The organism is Hominimerdicola alba 8, assembly GCF_000178155.2.
GTDB lineage: Bacteria > Bacillota > Clostridia > Oscillospirales > Ruminococcaceae > Hominimerdicola > Hominimerdicola alba_C.
This window is the reverse complement of record NZ_ADKM02000100.1, coordinates 66,255-82,436: the sequence shown is the minus strand read 5'-3', so window position 1 is coordinate 82,436 and position 16,182 is coordinate 66,255. Positions and strand designations below refer to the sequence as shown.

The following is a 16,182-nucleotide window of genomic DNA, read 5'->3' as shown; positions in this document are numbered from 1 at the left end:
AAAAAGGCACTCCATATTTTGGAGTGCCTTTTTTTGTACTTAGTATTTACCCTGACACGAAACGTCAAACAGTCCCCAATCATCTGATACACTGTATATTATCAGGTAGTCATTGCTGTCTTTGTAATACAGGGTGGTGAAAGTTGTGCCGTACTGTTCGCCGGAACCCTCATGGACAGGCTCACCATAAGCTGCCTTGACATCGCTTGCAGTCGCACCCCATGTAAGTCCCTTGTACAGCTGCAGTTCAGGCAGTGCACCGCCTTCATTCCTCGTTCTTACAAACTGTACGACTCCGTCAGATTCAACTATTGAAACATTCGGGTAGAGCGGATTCTGATAATCCTTGTTCGAGAAGCCCTGATCAGTCCAGCCCGATGGAGGTGTTATAGCAGAGTCAAGGATATTGGTGTTGTCGTATATCATACCGTCAAACACAAGCTGCTGATTGCTTTTCAGGTCAGCGGTGACAGGGGCATTGGCTTCGGGCATTGTAGTTGTAGTGGTGACAGCCTCAGCAGCCGAAGATGTATCAGCGCTTGAAGAAGCAGAACTGTCAGCCTCCGGCTTAGAGCCGCCAATGTCGATACCGGAGAAAGCAGTCACCTGCGGGATATCAGCTTCTATGCTGGCTATCATCGAGTCAAGATCGATATCACCGGGTGCTGTGGTAACAGCAGCCTCACTGCTTTCAGCGTCCTCCTTCTGCTCTTCATTTTCTTCTTTGGAATCCTCAACTTCCTCAGACTTGCTCTCTTCTTCCTTTTCAGAATTCTCAGCCGCCGCAGAAGCCTTGCTGTCAGCCTTGTCAGCGTCCCCGGACTCAGCCGAAGAACAGCCCGCCATAGTCAGTGCCAGCATCATAGCCGCCAAACCCACCGAGATCCTCTTTAAATTTTCCTTACTGTTTAGCATAGTTATCGTCCTTTCTTTGTGTAACGTTTTGTCTTTTTTACCGAAAAACCGTGTATTTATATGGCAATCGGTTTCAACAGACATAATTATTACACATAAATGTGATAATTTCAAGTAAATAAAATAAGAAATATTTCACTTTCACACAAATATCCCCCGAAGCACAAAACTTCGGGGGATAAATATTTGTTGCAATTATTGGGAATTAGCCCAGCTCTGCAAAGTACTTGATGGTTCTAACCATCTGAGAAGTGTAGGAGTTCTCGTTGTCGTACCAAGAAACAACCTGAACCTCGAACAGATCATCAGCGATCTTAGAAACCATAGTCTGAGTAGCATCGAACAGAGAACCAAATCTCATGCCGATAACGTCAGAAGAAACGATAGGATCGGTGTTGTAACCGAAGCTCTCGGAAGCAGCAGCCTTCATAGCAGCGTTGATACCGTCAACAGTAACATCAGCCTTCTTAACAACTGCGGTCAGGATAGTGGTAGAACCTGTAGGAACAGGAACTCTCTGTGCAGAACCGATCAGCTTGCCGTTCAGCTCAGGGATAACCAGACCGATAGCCTTAGCAGCACCGGTGCTGTTAGGAACGATGTTAGCAGCGCCTGCTCTAGCTCTTCTCATATCGCCCTTTCTGTGAGGACCATCGAGGATCATCTGATCGCCGGTGTAAGCGTGGATAGTGCTCATGATACCGCTCTGGATAGGAGCATAGTCGTTCAGAGCCTTAGCCATAGGTGCCAGGCAGTTAGTGGTGCAGGATGCAGCAGAGATGATCTTGTCATCCTTAGTCAGGGTCTTCTCGTTAACAGAGAAAACGATAGTAGGCAGATCGTTGCCTGCAGGAGCAGAGATAACTACCTTCTTAGCGCCGGCATCGATGTGAGCCTGGCTCTTAGCCTTAGAGCAGTAGAAACCTGTGCACTCCAGAACAACGTCAACACCCAGCTCGCCCCAAGGCAGCTCAGCAGCGTTAGCCTTAGCGTAGATCTGCAGGGTCTTGCCGTCAACAGTGATGGTGTTAGCCTCATCATCAGCGGAAACAGTGTGAGTGTTCTCACCTATTCTGCCGCAGTAACCACCCTGAGCGGTGTCGAACTTCAGCAGGTTAGCCAGCATAGAAGGCTTAGTCAGGTCGTTGATAGCAACGATCTCATAACCCTCTGCACCGAACATCTGTCTGAAAGCCAGACGGCCGATACGACCAAAACCATTAATTGCAACTTTTACATTTGCCATTGTATTGTACCTCCTAGAAAAAATTTCTGTATCTATTATACACCATTTGCCCGAACTTTTCAAGTCTTTTTCCAAAAAAACTTTATATTTTTTAAAACTTGGTCATTCTGTTCAGTATATGACAGCATTGGTGGAAATTTTGGCATAATGTTGACATCACGGCGCTTCTGTAATATAATTGTATTGATGTGAGGTGATAAAATGACTGTTGAAGAGATCGTGAAAAAATACGGCAGAAGCATCTCGGAAAAGCTGGCTGACTTTCTTTTTACAGATGTGGGCGACAGCGATGACATAGCATTGATAAAAGGTTTTCTTGCGGCTGACGACACCGAAAAAAAGCTAAAATACGGTGATATGCTAAACACTGACACAAAGCGCGTCGGCATTTTCCTTGACGGTAATCAATATATCATCGCGTCTGACGGCAAAACTGTGCATATCATCGACGCTGTGGCGGAAGAATTTGGCAGTTCTCCCGCCGAGTCGTTCGTCACTTTGGCTGAGATGTACTTTCTTCTCGACCATAAAGAAGAGTTCATACATTATGTGAAAGAACACTGACAAATAGCTGAAAACATGTCATAACAGCCCGAAATGCTTGACAAATCTGAGGTATGATGATATAATATATCTGTGTAAATATTTTCATTCGTCTGACGGCATAAAAATATATAACGCCGCAGACAAACAGTTTTTTGGAGAAGATAAGCGAAAGGATAGAGGCTTGGTGATCTCAAAAAGATTTGTGTCTGCCCTTTCAAAGTGGGCTGCTGCATGCTGTGCCGCAGTCTTGCTTGCGTCAGGGCATTTTTTATTGACCGCACACGCCTATGATTACAGCGTAATAACAGGTTCGACAGCAACAGGTGCTTCGATAAGCGGCTACAGTTCGGCTGTGGCGATAGATGTCACCGAGTTCGGGGCTGACAGCACAGGCAGAAAGAATTCTGCCGCTGCCATACAGAAAGCCCTCGACTACGCCGGCAGCCATGCCAGCGACAAAGTGCAGGTCAAAGTAATAATACCAGCGGGTACTTACAGTATAGGCAGCTGTCTGTATGTTCACTCAAACACATGGCTGTACCTGCAGGATGCCACCCTCAGAAAGGACTTTCAGGGCGGCTGTCTGATAATGAACTATCTCGACAACGATGACGGCGGCTTCAACGGTGCGCACAACATCATCATTGAAGGCGGTGTGCTGGACGGCAACACCAACGGCGGCAATGTCAAAGCATTCTCCACAATAAGAATGGGTCACCTCCATGACCTCTGGGTGAAGAATGTTGATTTCAAAGATAACTTCAACTGCCACATGCTTGAACTGGGCGGCGCTAAAAATGTCACAGTGGAAGGGTGCAGTTTCCATGAATACTATGGGCCAAAGTACAAGGAAGCCATACAGTTCGATATACTGAATAATGAGAACCTTTTTGAAGGCTACGCTCCCTTTGATGACACCCCATGTGACAATGTCATCATCAAGAACAACGATTTCTACGACCTTATGCGCGGCATCGGCTCACATTCGGCAACGATAGGCGAGTACTACACTAATTTCAGCATAAGCGGCAATACTTTCAGCAACATCTACGATTCTGCTATAATAATGGAGAACTACCGCAGATGCACCATCGAGAACAACACGATGACCGGTGTAGGCAGCGGCATAGACTTCAAAAACATGACTTATATGGAGGTTTCAGGCTACAACGCCCCTGTTGCAGGCTACAACGGCGTGTACGACAGGATAAACGACTTCTCGGATACTATAATAAAAGGCAACAGCATCTTGGCAGTGCTGACAGATGAATGCCCGAAGCCTTTCGGCATAAACCTCTACGGAAAGCTGGTGCAGAACACTGCTTTCCCCGACCACGATTACAAGGTCGAGGGCGTGCTGATAGACTCAAACAACATCACCACCGCAGGCACCGCTTTGCAGATGACGGATGCGACGGGTGTCATAGTCAACTCGAACGTGCTGGGCACTGTCACTGACGGCTCGATATACGAGAACAATCTGATGAACGTGAAGTATTCCACCGATGTTTCTGTCAAGAACAACAGTCTTATAGGCAGTAACGGACATTCTATCGCAGTGGTTGGCGGTTCGGCTAACAGCGTTACTTCCAACAACTGCATGAACAGCGCGGCTTGCGGGATCGCTGCTGACAAAAATGCTCAGCTAAAAATAACAGGCAACACGGTGCAGAGTTCTGCACACAGCGGTATATCTGTAGGCGGCGGCTCGGTGGCGGAAGTAAAGGGCAACACCATCACAGGCGCAGAGGAAAGCGGCGTTAAGATATCCGATACAGCGGGCATAAATGTCATAAACAATGCCATAAGCGGCTGTGTTACCGCAGGCATCACCGCTGACGAAGGCGCAAGTGCATTTGTTGACAACAACGACTTCACCAACAATACAAGCGCAAAATACTCAGGGCAGATACTCGCCATGCCCATAACCGCACTGACCGCAGACGGTGTCTACGGTGACCACGTTCAGCTTTCGTGGCTGAGCAAGGGAGGCTCTGACGGCTACTCTGTCAAGAGAAGAGCATCTGACAGCGACGGCGAATTTGAAGAAGTCGCAGTGGTAAACACCCCCGCCTACATCGATGAGATGCTGCCATCAAAGACAAAATTCGACTACAGAGTAGATGCACTTCTCGATATCGGCGGAAGCTATACCGAGAGCAGTTCGGGCACCATATCGGTAAGAACCAGATCTCCCCTTAGTGACTGCACAGCAGATATCGGCAGGACTTACCGCTACAGCGGCAAACGCATCGAACCCGACTTCAACATTTATCTTGACGGCAGAAAGCTGCAAAAAAATGTCGATTATACGGTCAAGTTCTACAACAATCTCGCGGCGGGCAAGGCAACGGCAGTCGTATCAGGCTGCGGCGAATTCTACGGTTTCCGTGAGTTCAGCTACACTATCAGCCTTGCAAAGGGTTCGACCATAAGCACACTGTCAGAACCCCCGATGACACTTACGGGCAAGACCAGCGATCGCTATGAGGTCATGACTGTCAGCGCATCGCCATCACTCAGCAGTATAGTCGATAAACCCCACGAAAGTTCTGAACTGCTGGGCGCCATCGACAATGCAAGACGTTCAAATGACCTGCGCATCTATTCCAGAAGACTGAACTCAGCAAGCGACTCACCTTTCTACGGGCTGTGGTTCTGAGAACGAATGATTATACTATAGCAATCCAACTTTTTAAATTCACAAAATCCAGTCGCAAAAGCTGGGATTTATGGGTTTTGTGACTGGATTTTGTCTGAATTTTAAGGCGGATTGCTATAAAAGCCGATGTGTTCAGCATCGGCTTTTGTCATTCATAAATAATTTACATATTTGTTCCGTTCGATTGATTATTTTAACTATTGAATACCGCGTATCTGCGCACTTTGAAAAACAGTTTGTAAATATAATGTAAATTCACTCGATAAATCAGATAAAAAGCCATTGACAAAACGCACTATAAATGTTATAATTAACTCGATAAAACAGTATCTTTTCACTGCTTTTAACATTTTTCACACACTATTGTCCCAATAATTATTAAGGAGCAGTATATTATGAACAAACAAAAAGCAAAAGCGATGCAGCTAAGCGGCGCATTGTTGTGCGTGCTGGCTATGGTATTATGTATGATAAGCTGTTTTGCACTTCCCGTCAAGGCGGCTCAGGCTGAATTGAATATTATCGGAAAACAGCAGGATAAAGGTGTTGAAGGGGTGCGCTGGCAGCTTTTCAAGGTCGGTGAGCGCGATGGTGCTGCCATTAAGCTGACAGGTGATTTTGCGGGCTACCCTGTTGACCTCAGCAAACTCAGTACGACATCTGAGGCGCAGAACGCCGCAAATACACTTGCTAACTACGCCCGACTCGACAAGCTGTCGGCGTTATCGGAAAACATTTCAGACAAGAACGGCAACGCCGTTCTGACAGGTGTCGGCAGTGGTGTATATCTGGTAGTCGGCAGTGAAGTGATAGCAGACAGCAAGAAATTCACACCTGCACCGATGCTGAAAGAGTTCACTGATGAAGAACTGGCGGTCGGAAATATAAGCATCTATGCAAAATTCTCCGCAGAAGACGTAAGCAGTGATGACTCTGACTACGGTGTTGAAAAGGTATGGATAAATGCAGACGACCGCACAATTCCTGAAAACATTGAGGTAGAGATATACTGTGACGGTGAGGTCACAGAGGTCGTTACCCTCAGCGCCGACAACAACTGGCAGTATTTCTGGACAGGCAACAGCAAAGCTGACTGGTCAGTTAAAGAAGTGAATGTCCCCGATGACTGCACAGTAGTTTACAAAGAAGCTGAAAATGCTTTCAGGATAGAGAATACCTATTCTGACGGTCACGGTGGTATCGACAGTCAGGACTCGGAGGATAGTGAGGTCGATACTCCTTCTGATTCAAGCAGAGGCGGCGACACAGACTCCGACAACAGTGAAGAGATAGCAACGTCAGAAGCGAGCAGCCGCACTCCCGAAATGGATTCTTCCGACAACGGTCAGATAACAGGCGAGGAAAGTTCAGATTCAGGCAGCAGTTCTTCAAGTTCAAAGACACCTGACAGCAAACAAAGCACTACTTCGACCACAGGTACAGGTACAACAGGCGGCGGCACAACAAATACTCCTCTGCCGCAGACAGGTTCGCTGCGCTGGCCGATACCCGTCATGGCAGGCGCAGGACTGCTGCTGATGGCGGCGGGCTTCAGGTTCAGCAGAAAAAAAGAAAACTAAAGGACAGCGTAAGTAATGGCTAAAAGACACATTATCGGGCGCGTGATGATAGTTCTGGGAGCAATGCTGATAGCTTCGGCATTGCTTCTTGCTTTGTATAATCACTTTCACGAAGCCCAAAGCAAAGCTGAGATGGACAAAGTCCTCGTTCAGCTGGAAGATATGATACCGCAGGAACCTGTGGAAGATACTCAGGAGGACTCACCCTTTGCGGTGTTTGAGCGCGAGGACATAACCGAAGAAGACACGCGGTCAGAAGCCCCGATATACGAAGAGATAGAGCCGTCTGTAGATATCGACGGCAGGATATACATCGGGCTGATAACCATGCCCGCACTGGGTCAGGAGTTCCCTGTCATACGCGGTTGGAGCTATGACGATATGAACATTGCACCATGTCAGTACAGCGGCACTCGCTCAGGACGCGACCTCATTATCTGCTCGCACAACTACGCGGGATTCTTTGATAGTTTAGAAGAACTTAAATCGGGCGATGAGGTGATATTCACCGACTTGAATGGCAGAAAATTCACCTACGAGATAAGCTATACCGAACTGATAAGCGGCTGGGACGGTGACCGTATGCTTGCAGGCGCAAAAAAAGACTGGGATATGACCCTGTTCACCTGCACATGGAGCGGCTACAGCCGTGTTACCTGCCGCTGCGTCCTAAAAAAATGATACTCTGCAATATCTCACGACCGATAAGACAAGTTGTGATATAGCATATTTATTGAGGGCTAAAACCAACACTCGTTTGTGCATTTGCCAAAATTTCGGGTGTAAACGATTGCTTGCAGAATGCCCCCTTGCATTTTCGGAAAATTTGCGCTATACTATGACACATACGTTAAATTCAAAGAATGAGGTGCATCAATGAGTATTTTTGAAACTAACTTCGCAAGAGAGAACGCACGATATGAGGCGCTCATAACCCGTCCGAACAAGGTTTCGGGCAGCTATAACGGTATCTACGACAGGTATGTACACCCCGTACTTACCGCCGCACACGCCCCGCTGATATGGCGCTATGACTTTGATCCCGCTTCCAATCCATACTTCATGGAAAGACTTGGTATCAATGCAGTGCTCAATTCGGGCGCAATATATATGAACGGCAAATATTACCTCGTTGCAAGAGTTGAGGGCAACGACAGGAAGAGCTTTTTCGCGGTAGCTGAGAGCGAGTCACCCACAGAGGGTTTCCGTTTCTGGGACTTCCCTGTTCAGCTTCCCGATACCGAACCCGATGAAACCAATGTCTACGACATGCGCCTTACGCAGCACGAGGACGGCTGGATATACGGCGTTTTCTGTTCTGAGAGCAAGGACAAGTCGGTGAACGACCTCTCTGCCGCTGTTGCGCAGGCAGGCATCGTCAGAACTAAAGACCTTAAAACTTGGGAGCGTCTGCCGAACCTTAAGTCGAAGTCCCCCCAGCAGAGGAATGTTGTTCTGCACCCCGAATTTGTTGATGGCAAGTATGCTTTCTACACCCGTCCGCAGGACGATTTCATCGAAACAGGTTCGGGCGGAGGCGTATGCTTCGGGCTTTGTGAAGATATCACCGACCCCGTCATATGCACCGAAGAAGTGGTGGTTTCCCCCAGAATATACCACACCATCACCGAATCAAAAAACGGCGCAGGCGCAGTGCCCATCAAGACTGAAAAGGGCTGGATACATATCGCGCATGGTGTTCGCAACACTGCGGCAGGTCTTAGATATGTCATCTACGTTTTTGCCACCGACCTCAACGACCCCAAAAAGCTGATAGCCGCACCATCAGGTGTGTTCATCGCTCCTCACGGTCGTGAAAGGGTGGGCGATGTATCGAATGTCTGCTTCACAAACGGCGCAGTGGTAAACGAAAAAGGCGAGGTCTACATCTACTACGCTTCCAGCGATACCAGAGTACATGTAGCCGCTACAACCATCGACAAGCTGGTGGACTACACCTTCAACACTCCGTCCGACCCGCTCAGGTCGGTGGACTGCGTAAAGCAGAGATGTGAACTTATCGAGAAAAACCTGAAATTTCTGAACAAGTAAAGCAAAACAGCACTGGCGAGAAGTCAGTGCTGTTTTATATTATACGTCATAAATTTCATGATATTCAGTGCTAACAGCCACCAAAAGCGTCTGCAAGTGCTGAATGCAGATCTGCTATGATCTATCTGTCCTCTTTGTCAATGCCGAATATCATTCTCAGTATGCCCGACAAGACTTTCGGACTTTTCACCACAACTACCTTCATAAGTATTACCTCCCGTCAAATGACTTGCAGCGCGTTTCTCACACGGCTCGGTATATACTATTCGGAAGTCGCAAATTTGGTGACTACCTCACCCGCGACTGTATCACAAGCAGTCTGCCATCTGTGAACTCCACTTCGGCAAAGTCGGCGGTTATCTCATTTGACACCCCAAGCGTCACCGCATCAGTCAGGGTAACATTCTCAGCAAGGTACTTCGTTCCCCTTATGGTCAGCCCCTTTACCTCAGCAGAATATGCGAACAGCGAAAGCGAAAAACCCTCTTTATAGGGTATCTTGTGACACCCGCTGTCATAGATCGAAACTATGTCATCATCACCGATTATAACACCTCTGCCGCCGTTGTCAGCTATCATCGCAAGGCATGCTATATTGCCGATCATATGATCCAGTCTGCCGCCGCATGCGCCGTATATGAAGAACTCTCTGTACCCCATGCCCAGCGCTGTTCTCACAGCCAGCATAAGGTCAGTGTCGTCCTTTTCGGCGGGGTAGACTTTTACGTTCTCCCCCTCAGGCTTGTAGTTCAGCGAGTCAAAATCGCCCAGCACAAGGTCAGCCTTTATGCCCAGAATTTCCGCCAGCGCCAGCCCCTTGTCAGCACATATGACGAACGCCCCGTTTATGACCTCAGCAGAAACATTCTCTGCCCTGACAGCATCGCCGCCGGCAAAAATAACACAGCGCTCAATCATTCTTGTACTCCCATTCTTTAAGCTGTTTGGCTTCTTCATACATCTGCACATAGCTGTCAAAACGTGACTGCGGTATCTCCCCCGCTTTGACAGCCTCTATCACTGCACAGCCCTTTTCCTTAGTGTGACTGCAATCGGGAAAGCGGCACTTGTCAGTGTAGTCGGCAAACTCCACAAAACAGCCCGCCAGCTTTTCCTTGAAGATTATGTCGTACCTGTTAGTGTCAAAGGACGAAAATCCTGGTGTGTCAGCGATATAGCCGCCGCCCTCCAGTTTATATAGCTGTACATGTCGGGTCGTATGCCTGCCCCTGCCCAGCTTTTTGCTTATCTCACCTGTCGCCAGTTCCAGTTCGGGGAACATGTTGTTAAGCAGTGAGGACTTCCCAACGCCGGTATTGCCTGTAAAAGCCGACAGCTTGCCCTGTAACATCGCCTTGACCTCAGCACTGCCCTCACCCGTGACATTATCGCACTCAAATACATCTATGCCGGCACTGCGGTATATCTCAGCCAGTTCTGCCCCCGACTGCTTATCCACTTTCGTGAACACCACCACAGGTCTTATGCCCTTGAACTCTGCAATGGCAATGAACTTGTCAAGCAGAAGAGTGTTCGGACGCGGCTCAACAGTCGATGAAACGAACACCAGCAGGTCGAGGTTAGCCAGCGGAGGTCTGATGAGTTCAGAACTTCTCGGCAGTATCTCCTCAATGACAAAGCCCTCTCCTGCCGCCTTAAAATTCACACGGTCACCGCACATGGGCGATATCTTTTTCTTGCGGAAAACGCCCCGCGCATTACATTCATATATGCCGTCGGAGGCATCTACAGTGTAGAGACCTCCGATAGCTTTCGTTATTATACCCGTCATATCACTTTAGTATGCAGCAGGTGCCGCGCCGTTGTCGGGTGTTTCAGCAGACGGTACATCGCTCTGCTGAGGTTCTTCCGATGGCTGAGGCGCCTCAGTAACCTGAGGAGTTTCAGTCTGCTGAGGCTCTTCCGACGACTGCGAAGTAGACTGTGTATCGCTCTCAGTCGTGCTGGCTGCTGTGGTGGTCGGTGTGATAGCCAGCAGACCATCCTTGTTCAGCGAACCGTTAAGTTCAGCACTCTTCTTGTCGTAATCGACATTGAATACAGCATAGTTTACAGACTTGCCTGTTTCTTCATTTCTTATGGAGATAGTCAGTGTTTCGGTCTTTTTGCCCTTGATATCAATGTAAACTTCTGCACCGGCAACAGTTTCTGCATTTGAGATGGACTGTGTACCGATCACGTTACCGTTCTTGTATATCTCTATCGAATATGCACCATGCAGACCCTCAGGCATAGGAACCTTGATGGTCAGCGATACATCAGGTGTTTCACCTGTTGAAACGAAGATAGTTACCTCAGAATCCTTCTCCAGCCACTTGTCAGCCTCAGGAGTCTGATCGATTACCTTGCCCTTGTCACCATCGTGCGGCATTTCCTTAACGCTTACAGTCAGCTTGTTCTCCTTCAGAATGGTCATAGCCTTTTCCTGTGTCAGACCAACTACATTAGGTACCTTGACATTATTGTTCAGAGGACCCTTGCTGACATAGATCGTTACATTGCCGCCCTCGATGAACTCTGTGCCCGCCGCAGGCTCAGTGCCGATAACGATACCCTCAGGAATGTTGTCATCCCACATGCTTCTCAGCACAACGTTGAAGTTAGCAGCGTTCAGTCCGCTCTCGGCTACAGCCGCCTCAGAACCCGAAACGTCAGGGATTATAGCAGTTCTCTGACCCTTGCTGACCTTAAGTGTTATGGTCGTGCCTTCCTTAACAGACTTGCCGACCGCCTGGCTCTGCCAGAAGATTATGCCCTCTTCATACTCGGTATTGTACTCGTTGACCAGATCCAGCTGTAACTTATCATCCCAGTCTTGCTGTACACGTACAATGTTCTCACCAACGAAGTTAGGCAGCATAACAGTACTTGTGTGTATGCTCGTGGTGCCGTCCTTTGAAAAAGCATTTATGACTGTCCAGCCGATTATGCACGCTGCCACGATAACAACAGCAACGGTAACAGCCAGCAGTATAGGCACTACATACGAGCGTTTCTTTGTATCCTCTTCGTAGTCGTCATCATCGTCTTCATCGTCATAGTCTTCATCATCGTACTCTTCATCGTCATCATAGTACTCGTCTTCATCATCGTATTCATCGATGGGAGGCTTTCTGGTGACATTGTTATTATTCACCGGGTAGAATCCGCCATTGTCAGACACAGGCGAAACGCCGTTCTTATAACCGAACACGACCGACTGGTTGAGTTTGAAAGTATCGATATCCCTTATCATCTCAGCCGCCGACTGGTAACGCTGCGCAGGCTGCTTTTCCATCGCATGTATGACTATCTCTTCCAGTGCTTCGGGAATGGCAGGCATTATCTCTCTTGGCGGAACAGCCGTTTCCTGCATGTGCTTAAGAGCAACATTCACAGCAGTATCACCATCAAATGGCTTTCTGCCTGTCAGCATCTCATAAAGCATTACGCCCACCGAGTAGATGTCCGATCTTTCATCGGTCATCTCACCCTGCGCCTGTTCAGGCGAGATGTAGTGTACAGAGCCGATAGCCTTATCCGAAAGGGTCTTGCCGTCTATCCTTGAAAATCTTGCAATGCCGAAATCCATGACCTTTATCGAGCCATCGGTAAACAGCATGATGTTCTGCGGCTTGATATCCCTGTGAACGATGCCCTTGTCATGGGCATGCTGCAATGCGCGGAGTATCTGTGTTATAAAGTGCAGTGCGTCCTTCCATTTCAGCACGCCCTGCTGTTCAATAAACTCCTTAAGTGTTATACCGTCAATATACTCCATGACGATGAACTGTATCTCATCAGTGAAGCCCACATCGTATATCTTTACGATATTCGGGTGCGACAGCACTGCGATAGCCTTGCTCTCGTTCCTGAACCTTCTCAGGAATTCCTCATCGCCCGAGAACTCAGGCTTAAGGATCTTTACAGCCACAGGACGGTTCTCCATAACATCCTGTGCCTTATAGACATCAGCCATGCCGCCGACACCTATAAGCTCGGTAATTTCGTATCTGCCATCCAGCTTCTTACCGATATTAGAATCCATTTTATTCAACTCCTAAACTAAATTATTGTCTTATCAGTTAGCTATGATAGCAACGGTTATATTATCTCTGCCGCCGCCTTCATTGGAATGGTCTATCAGCGCCCGCACCGCATCATCAAGATTGTTCCCGAAAACAGTGCAGTATATGAACTCCTCACTGCAATACCCCGACAGACCGTCAGAGCACAGCACGACCGCAAAATTGTCTGATTCACTGCACTCAAAATAGTCCACCTCAACATCAGGCTCAACGCCAACCGCTCTGGTGATAACATTTCTCATAGGGTGTATCCTTGCAGCCTCAGCCGTTATCTTACCGCTCTGCACCAGTGTTTCAACATAAGTGTGGTCGGTGGTTATCTGGCTGATGCCGTCCTTGTTGAGCAGATATGCCCTGCTGTCACCCACGTTTACCACGTATACGCGCCTTTCGATCACCAGCGCCGCAACACAGGTAGTACCCATTCCATTCTTATCTATATCCTCGATGCTTTTCTCATAAACGCATGTATTCGCGTAATGTACAGCATTGAGCAAAAGATTTCTGATAGAATTATCGTTCATCTGCGGACGGAAATTCTCCTGTACCCTGCCGATAAATCTATCTACAGCAAGCTGACTGGCAACACCGCCGGAAGCCGCACCGCCCATGCCGTCACAAACAGCAGCGATGCAGATATTATCGCCCAGAGGTTCCACCCTGACCCTGTCCTGATTTTCCTCTCTGTTAAGACCGATATCCGTACCGTAAGCCAAAAACATACAGCTCACCGCCTTTCCTTAAATTTCATATTCACGCCTCAGCTGACCGCATGCCGCGTCGATGTCAGCACCCAGTGTCCTTCTGACCGTTGCGTTCAGCCCAAGAGCCTCCAGCCGCTTCTGAAACCTCATGGCAGCCTTCCTGTCAGACCTGTAATCGCGTTCCTTTATCTTGTTGACAGGTATTATATTGACATGACAGGTGAACCCTCTCAGCAGTGCCGCCAACTCTTCTGCGGCAGCCTGAGAATCGTTGTGCCCGTCAATCAGCGCATATTCAAAAGAGATGCGCCTGCCCGTCACTTTGAAATAATACCTGCAAGCCGCCATCAGTTCAGCAATATCGTACCTGTTGTTTACAGGCATTATCTCACTTCTCGCCCTGTTGTTGGTGGCGTGGAGCGAAACTGACAGCGTTATGCCGAGCTTAAGCTCGGCAAGCTCATATATACGCGGCACCAGCCCACAGGTCGAAACAGAAACATGTCTAAGCGACATATTCATGCCCGCCTCGCAGGAAAGCACTTTCAAAAAGCCCACAACATTGTCATAATTATCCAGCGGTTCACCGATACCCATCAGCACCGCACCGCCTATCTTCCTGCCGCTGTCGCGTTCAGCCTCATAAATTTGCAGAAGTATCTCCGAAGCCGAAAGGTCGCGCTTATAACCGGCAATGGTCGATGCGCAGAACTTACAGCCCATCTTACAGCCCACCTGCGTAGAAACGCATACAGTATTACCGTGATTGTACTCCATTATGACGCTCTCGACATGGTTGCCGTCAGGAAGCCTATACAGATATTTTACAGTATTATCGGTATTACTTTCAAGTCTTTTTACGATAAATAGTGATTTTAGACAAAATATTTTTTTGAGCTTATCCCTCAATTGTACAGATAGGTTAGTCATTTTATCAAAACTATCCACACGCTTGACATGAAGCCACTCAAATATCTGTTTTGCGCGGAACTTTTTCTCCCCGATAAGCAATATCTGCTCTTCGAGTTCTTCAGGCATAAGTCCGAGGATATCGATCCTGCCGTCATCAGTATAACTCAGCATGCCGTCACCCCCGCCGCCTGAGTCTTGCAGTGAAGAAACCGTCAGAACCATACATTTCAGGCGTTATCGTCTGCATGAAATCTTCGCCGTCAGGCTCGAAATCTTCATGCGCCGCCAGAAATTTCTTCACCACATCATCATTCTCAGCCCGCGATACCGTACAAGTCGAGTACACCATCAATCCGCCCGCCTTGACATATTTCGATGCAGTGTCAAGTATTTCATACTGCACAGCAGGCAGACGCTCAAAGTCTGCGGGGTCTTTGTACTTTATCTCAGGCTTGCGCCGTATCACGCCCAGTCCGGAACACGGAGCATCTACCAGCACTCTGTCTGCCGGCGGCAGCTTATCATTGAACACTTTAGCATTGTTGACCTCAGCCGTTACACAGCTGAGTCCCAATCTATCAGCACCGCTTTTTATCAGCTTCACTCTGTTCGGGTGGAGGTCAAAAGCCAACACTCTGCCCTCATTGCCCATCATCTCAGCGATAGTGAATGTCTTTCCGCCTGGTGCGGCACAGAGGTCAAGGACAGTATCGCCTGCCTGTGGGTCAAGCGCTTTGCAGCAAAGCTGACTGGCGATATCCTGTACATGGAACCGCCCCTCTCTGTAAGCCTTCGTCTTTTCAACCGCACCTGCATTCGCAAGATGCACCGTGTAGTCGGATATACTGCTTCTCTCGAAAGTAACGCCCTCAGCCGCCAGCATATCCAGTGTTTCCTCCACAGAACCTATCAAGTGATTTATCCTGACAGTTGCAGGAGCACGTCCGATAGAGCTTTCTAATAGTGACAAGCATTTTTCCTTGCCATATTCAGCAAGCCATTTTCCAACCAGCCATTCAGGGCAGGAGTACTCCAGCGACAGCCGTCCTATTTCGGTATCAGACTTCGGCAGAGCCTTATCACGCCTGATGAACTCCCTCAGAAGACCGTTCACAAATCCCGCAGATGCAGGATTTCTCAATTTCTTAGCCATCTCCACCGATTCATCGACAGCCGCGTTATCAGGCACCGAATCCATATATTTCAACTGATACAGCCCGCTTCGCAGAATGTTCCTCAGCGTGTTGTTCAGCTTATTTTTAGGGTTCTTTGAAAGTTCTGCGATCATCGCATCAAGCGTCAGCCGTCTTTCAAGAACACCATAGAACAGTGCCGATATGAATTTTTTATCCCGCTTGTCGAAATCGCTTCTAGCCAGCGCCTCGTCAAGCAATATATTAGAGTATGAACTGTTTTCATCAAGCCTAGTCAGCAGCTTGACAGTAAACCTTCTGGTATTTCCCAATCAGCTATCCTC

At 48.2% G+C, this 16,182-nt stretch carries 14 protein-coding genes; 5 read left to right on the top strand and 9 right to left on the bottom strand.

Going from position 1 to position 16,182, the window contains the following annotated elements:
- Window positions 1-39 precede the first annotated feature (39 nt).
- Both CUS_RS12655 and gap read right to left on the bottom strand, forming a co-directional pair.
- A complete protein-coding gene (locus CUS_RS12655; protein ID WP_037277329.1) occupies window positions 40-915 on the bottom strand; it encodes a hypothetical protein in 876 nt (291 codons plus the stop codon).
- Window positions 916-1,120: 205 nt separating this feature from the next.
- Window positions 1,121-2,161: a type I glyceraldehyde-3-phosphate dehydrogenase gene (gene gap, locus CUS_RS12650; RefSeq protein WP_002851313.1), complete on the bottom strand. Its 1,041-nt coding sequence runs from the start codon at window positions 2,159-2,161 to the stop codon at window positions 1,121-1,123.
- A 201-nt stretch (window positions 2,162-2,362) separates the two neighbouring features.
- On the opposite strand from gap, the gene CUS_RS12645 reads away from it, so the two are divergent.
- From CUS_RS12645 to CUS_RS12625, 5 genes are all read left to right on the top strand, one after another.
- Window positions 2,363-2,725 (top strand): hypothetical protein, encoded by a 363-nt coding sequence (locus CUS_RS12645; RefSeq protein WP_002851208.1) that lies wholly within the window; start codon window positions 2,363-2,365, stop codon window positions 2,723-2,725.
- A gap of 166 nt (window positions 2,726-2,891) precedes the next feature.
- Window positions 2,892-5,369 carry a right-handed parallel beta-helix repeat-containing protein gene (locus tag CUS_RS12640; RefSeq protein WP_100084587.1) on the top strand — a complete coding sequence of 826 codons (2,478 nt, stop codon included), beginning with the start codon at window positions 2,892-2,894 and terminating at the stop codon, window positions 5,367-5,369.
- A 395-nt stretch (window positions 5,370-5,764) separates the two neighbouring features.
- Window positions 5,765-6,949, top strand: a complete 1,185-nt coding sequence (locus tag CUS_RS12635) for a Cna B-type domain-containing protein (RefSeq protein WP_002851257.1) — start codon at window positions 5,765-5,767, stop codon at window positions 6,947-6,949.
- A 15-nt stretch (window positions 6,950-6,964) separates the two neighbouring features.
- Window positions 6,965-7,630, top strand: coding sequence for a sortase (locus tag CUS_RS12630; protein ID WP_002851160.1), 666 nt, complete (start codon window positions 6,965-6,967; stop codon window positions 7,628-7,630).
- 195 nt (window positions 7,631-7,825) lie between these two features.
- The gene (locus tag CUS_RS12625; protein ID WP_002851206.1) at window positions 7,826-9,001 is read left to right on the top strand and encodes a glycoside hydrolase family 130 protein; all 1,176 of its coding nucleotides are present in this window, start codon (window positions 7,826-7,828) and stop codon (window positions 8,999-9,001) included.
- A 121-nt stretch (window positions 9,002-9,122) separates the two neighbouring features.
- Here the strand turns inward: CUS_RS12625 and spoVM are convergent, their stop codons facing one another.
- The 7 genes from spoVM to rsmB all read right to left on the bottom strand — a co-directional run bounded on the left by spoVM (window position 9,123) and on the right by rsmB (window position 16,170).
- Window positions 9,123-9,206 carry a stage V sporulation protein SpoVM gene (gene spoVM / locus CUS_RS20800; RefSeq protein WP_100084584.1) on the bottom strand — a complete coding sequence of 28 codons (84 nt, stop codon included), beginning with the start codon at window positions 9,204-9,206 and terminating at the stop codon, window positions 9,123-9,125.
- Window positions 9,207-9,289: 83 nt separating this feature from the next.
- Entirely contained in the window at window positions 9,290-9,919 is a 630-nt protein-coding gene (locus tag CUS_RS12620; RefSeq protein WP_002851197.1) for a thiamine diphosphokinase, read from the bottom strand.
- A complete protein-coding gene (rsgA, locus tag CUS_RS12615; RefSeq protein ID WP_002851271.1) occupies window positions 9,912-10,793 on the bottom strand; it encodes a ribosome small subunit-dependent GTPase A in 882 nt (293 codons plus the stop codon). The genes CUS_RS12620 and rsgA overlap by 8 nt, the downstream gene beginning before the upstream one ends.
- A 6-nt stretch (window positions 10,794-10,799) precedes the next feature.
- Window positions 10,800-13,049 carry a Stk1 family PASTA domain-containing Ser/Thr kinase gene (gene pknB, locus CUS_RS12610; protein ID WP_002851296.1) on the bottom strand — a complete coding sequence of 750 codons (2,250 nt, stop codon included), beginning with the start codon at window positions 13,047-13,049 and terminating at the stop codon, window positions 10,800-10,802.
- A 33-nt stretch (window positions 13,050-13,082) separates the two neighbouring features.
- Window positions 13,083-13,811: a Stp1/IreP family PP2C-type Ser/Thr phosphatase gene (locus tag CUS_RS12605; RefSeq protein ID WP_002851250.1), complete on the bottom strand. Its 729-nt coding sequence runs from the start codon at window positions 13,809-13,811 to the stop codon at window positions 13,083-13,085.
- An 18-nt stretch (window positions 13,812-13,829) separates the two neighbouring features.
- Window positions 13,830-14,876 carry a 23S rRNA (adenine(2503)-C(2))-methyltransferase RlmN gene (gene rlmN, locus CUS_RS12600; protein ID WP_002851248.1) on the bottom strand — a complete coding sequence of 349 codons (1,047 nt, stop codon included), beginning with the start codon at window positions 14,874-14,876 and terminating at the stop codon, window positions 13,830-13,832.
- 4 nt (window positions 14,877-14,880) lie between these two features.
- Window positions 14,881-16,170: a 16S rRNA (cytosine(967)-C(5))-methyltransferase RsmB gene (gene rsmB / locus CUS_RS12595; protein WP_002851186.1), complete on the bottom strand. Its 1,290-nt coding sequence runs from the start codon at window positions 16,168-16,170 to the stop codon at window positions 14,881-14,883.
- Window positions 16,171-16,182: the final 12 nt, after the last annotated feature.

Coding starts and splice junctions, on each gene's coding strand:
- CUS_RS12605 (WP_002851250.1), bottom strand. CDS start 13,811: ATGTTTTTGGCTTACGGTACGGATATCGGTCTTAACAGAGAGGAAAAT.
- rsgA (WP_002851271.1), bottom strand. CDS start 10,793: ATGACGGGTATAATAACGAAAGCTATCGGAGGTCTCTACACTGTAGAT.
- CUS_RS12635 (WP_002851257.1), top strand. CDS start 5,765: ATGAACAAACAAAAAGCAAAAGCGATGCAGCTAAGCGGCGCATTGTTG.
- gap (WP_002851313.1), bottom strand. CDS start 2,161: ATGGCAAATGTAAAAGTTGCAATTAATGGTTTTGGTCGTATCGGCCGT.
- pknB (WP_002851296.1), bottom strand. CDS start 13,049: ATGGATTCTAATATCGGTAAGAAGCTGGATGGCAGATACGAAATTACC.
- CUS_RS12625 (WP_002851206.1), top strand. CDS start 7,826: ATGAGTATTTTTGAAACTAACTTCGCAAGAGAGAACGCACGATATGAG.
- CUS_RS12620 (WP_002851197.1), bottom strand. CDS start 9,919: ATGATTGAGCGCTGTGTTATTTTTGCCGGCGGCGATGCTGTCAGGGCA.
- spoVM (WP_100084584.1), bottom strand. CDS start 9,206: ATGAAGGTAGTTGTGGTGAAAAGTCCGAAAGTCTTGTCGGGCATACTG.
- CUS_RS12645 (WP_002851208.1), top strand. CDS start 2,363: ATGACTGTTGAAGAGATCGTGAAAAAATACGGCAGAAGCATCTCGGAA.
- CUS_RS12655 (WP_037277329.1), bottom strand. CDS start 915: ATGCTAAACAGTAAGGAAAATTTAAAGAGGATCTCGGTGGGTTTGGCG.
- CUS_RS12630 (WP_002851160.1), top strand. CDS start 6,965: ATGGCTAAAAGACACATTATCGGGCGCGTGATGATAGTTCTGGGAGCA.
- rlmN (WP_002851248.1), bottom strand. CDS start 14,876: ATGCTGAGTTATACTGATGACGGCAGGATCGATATCCTCGGACTTATG.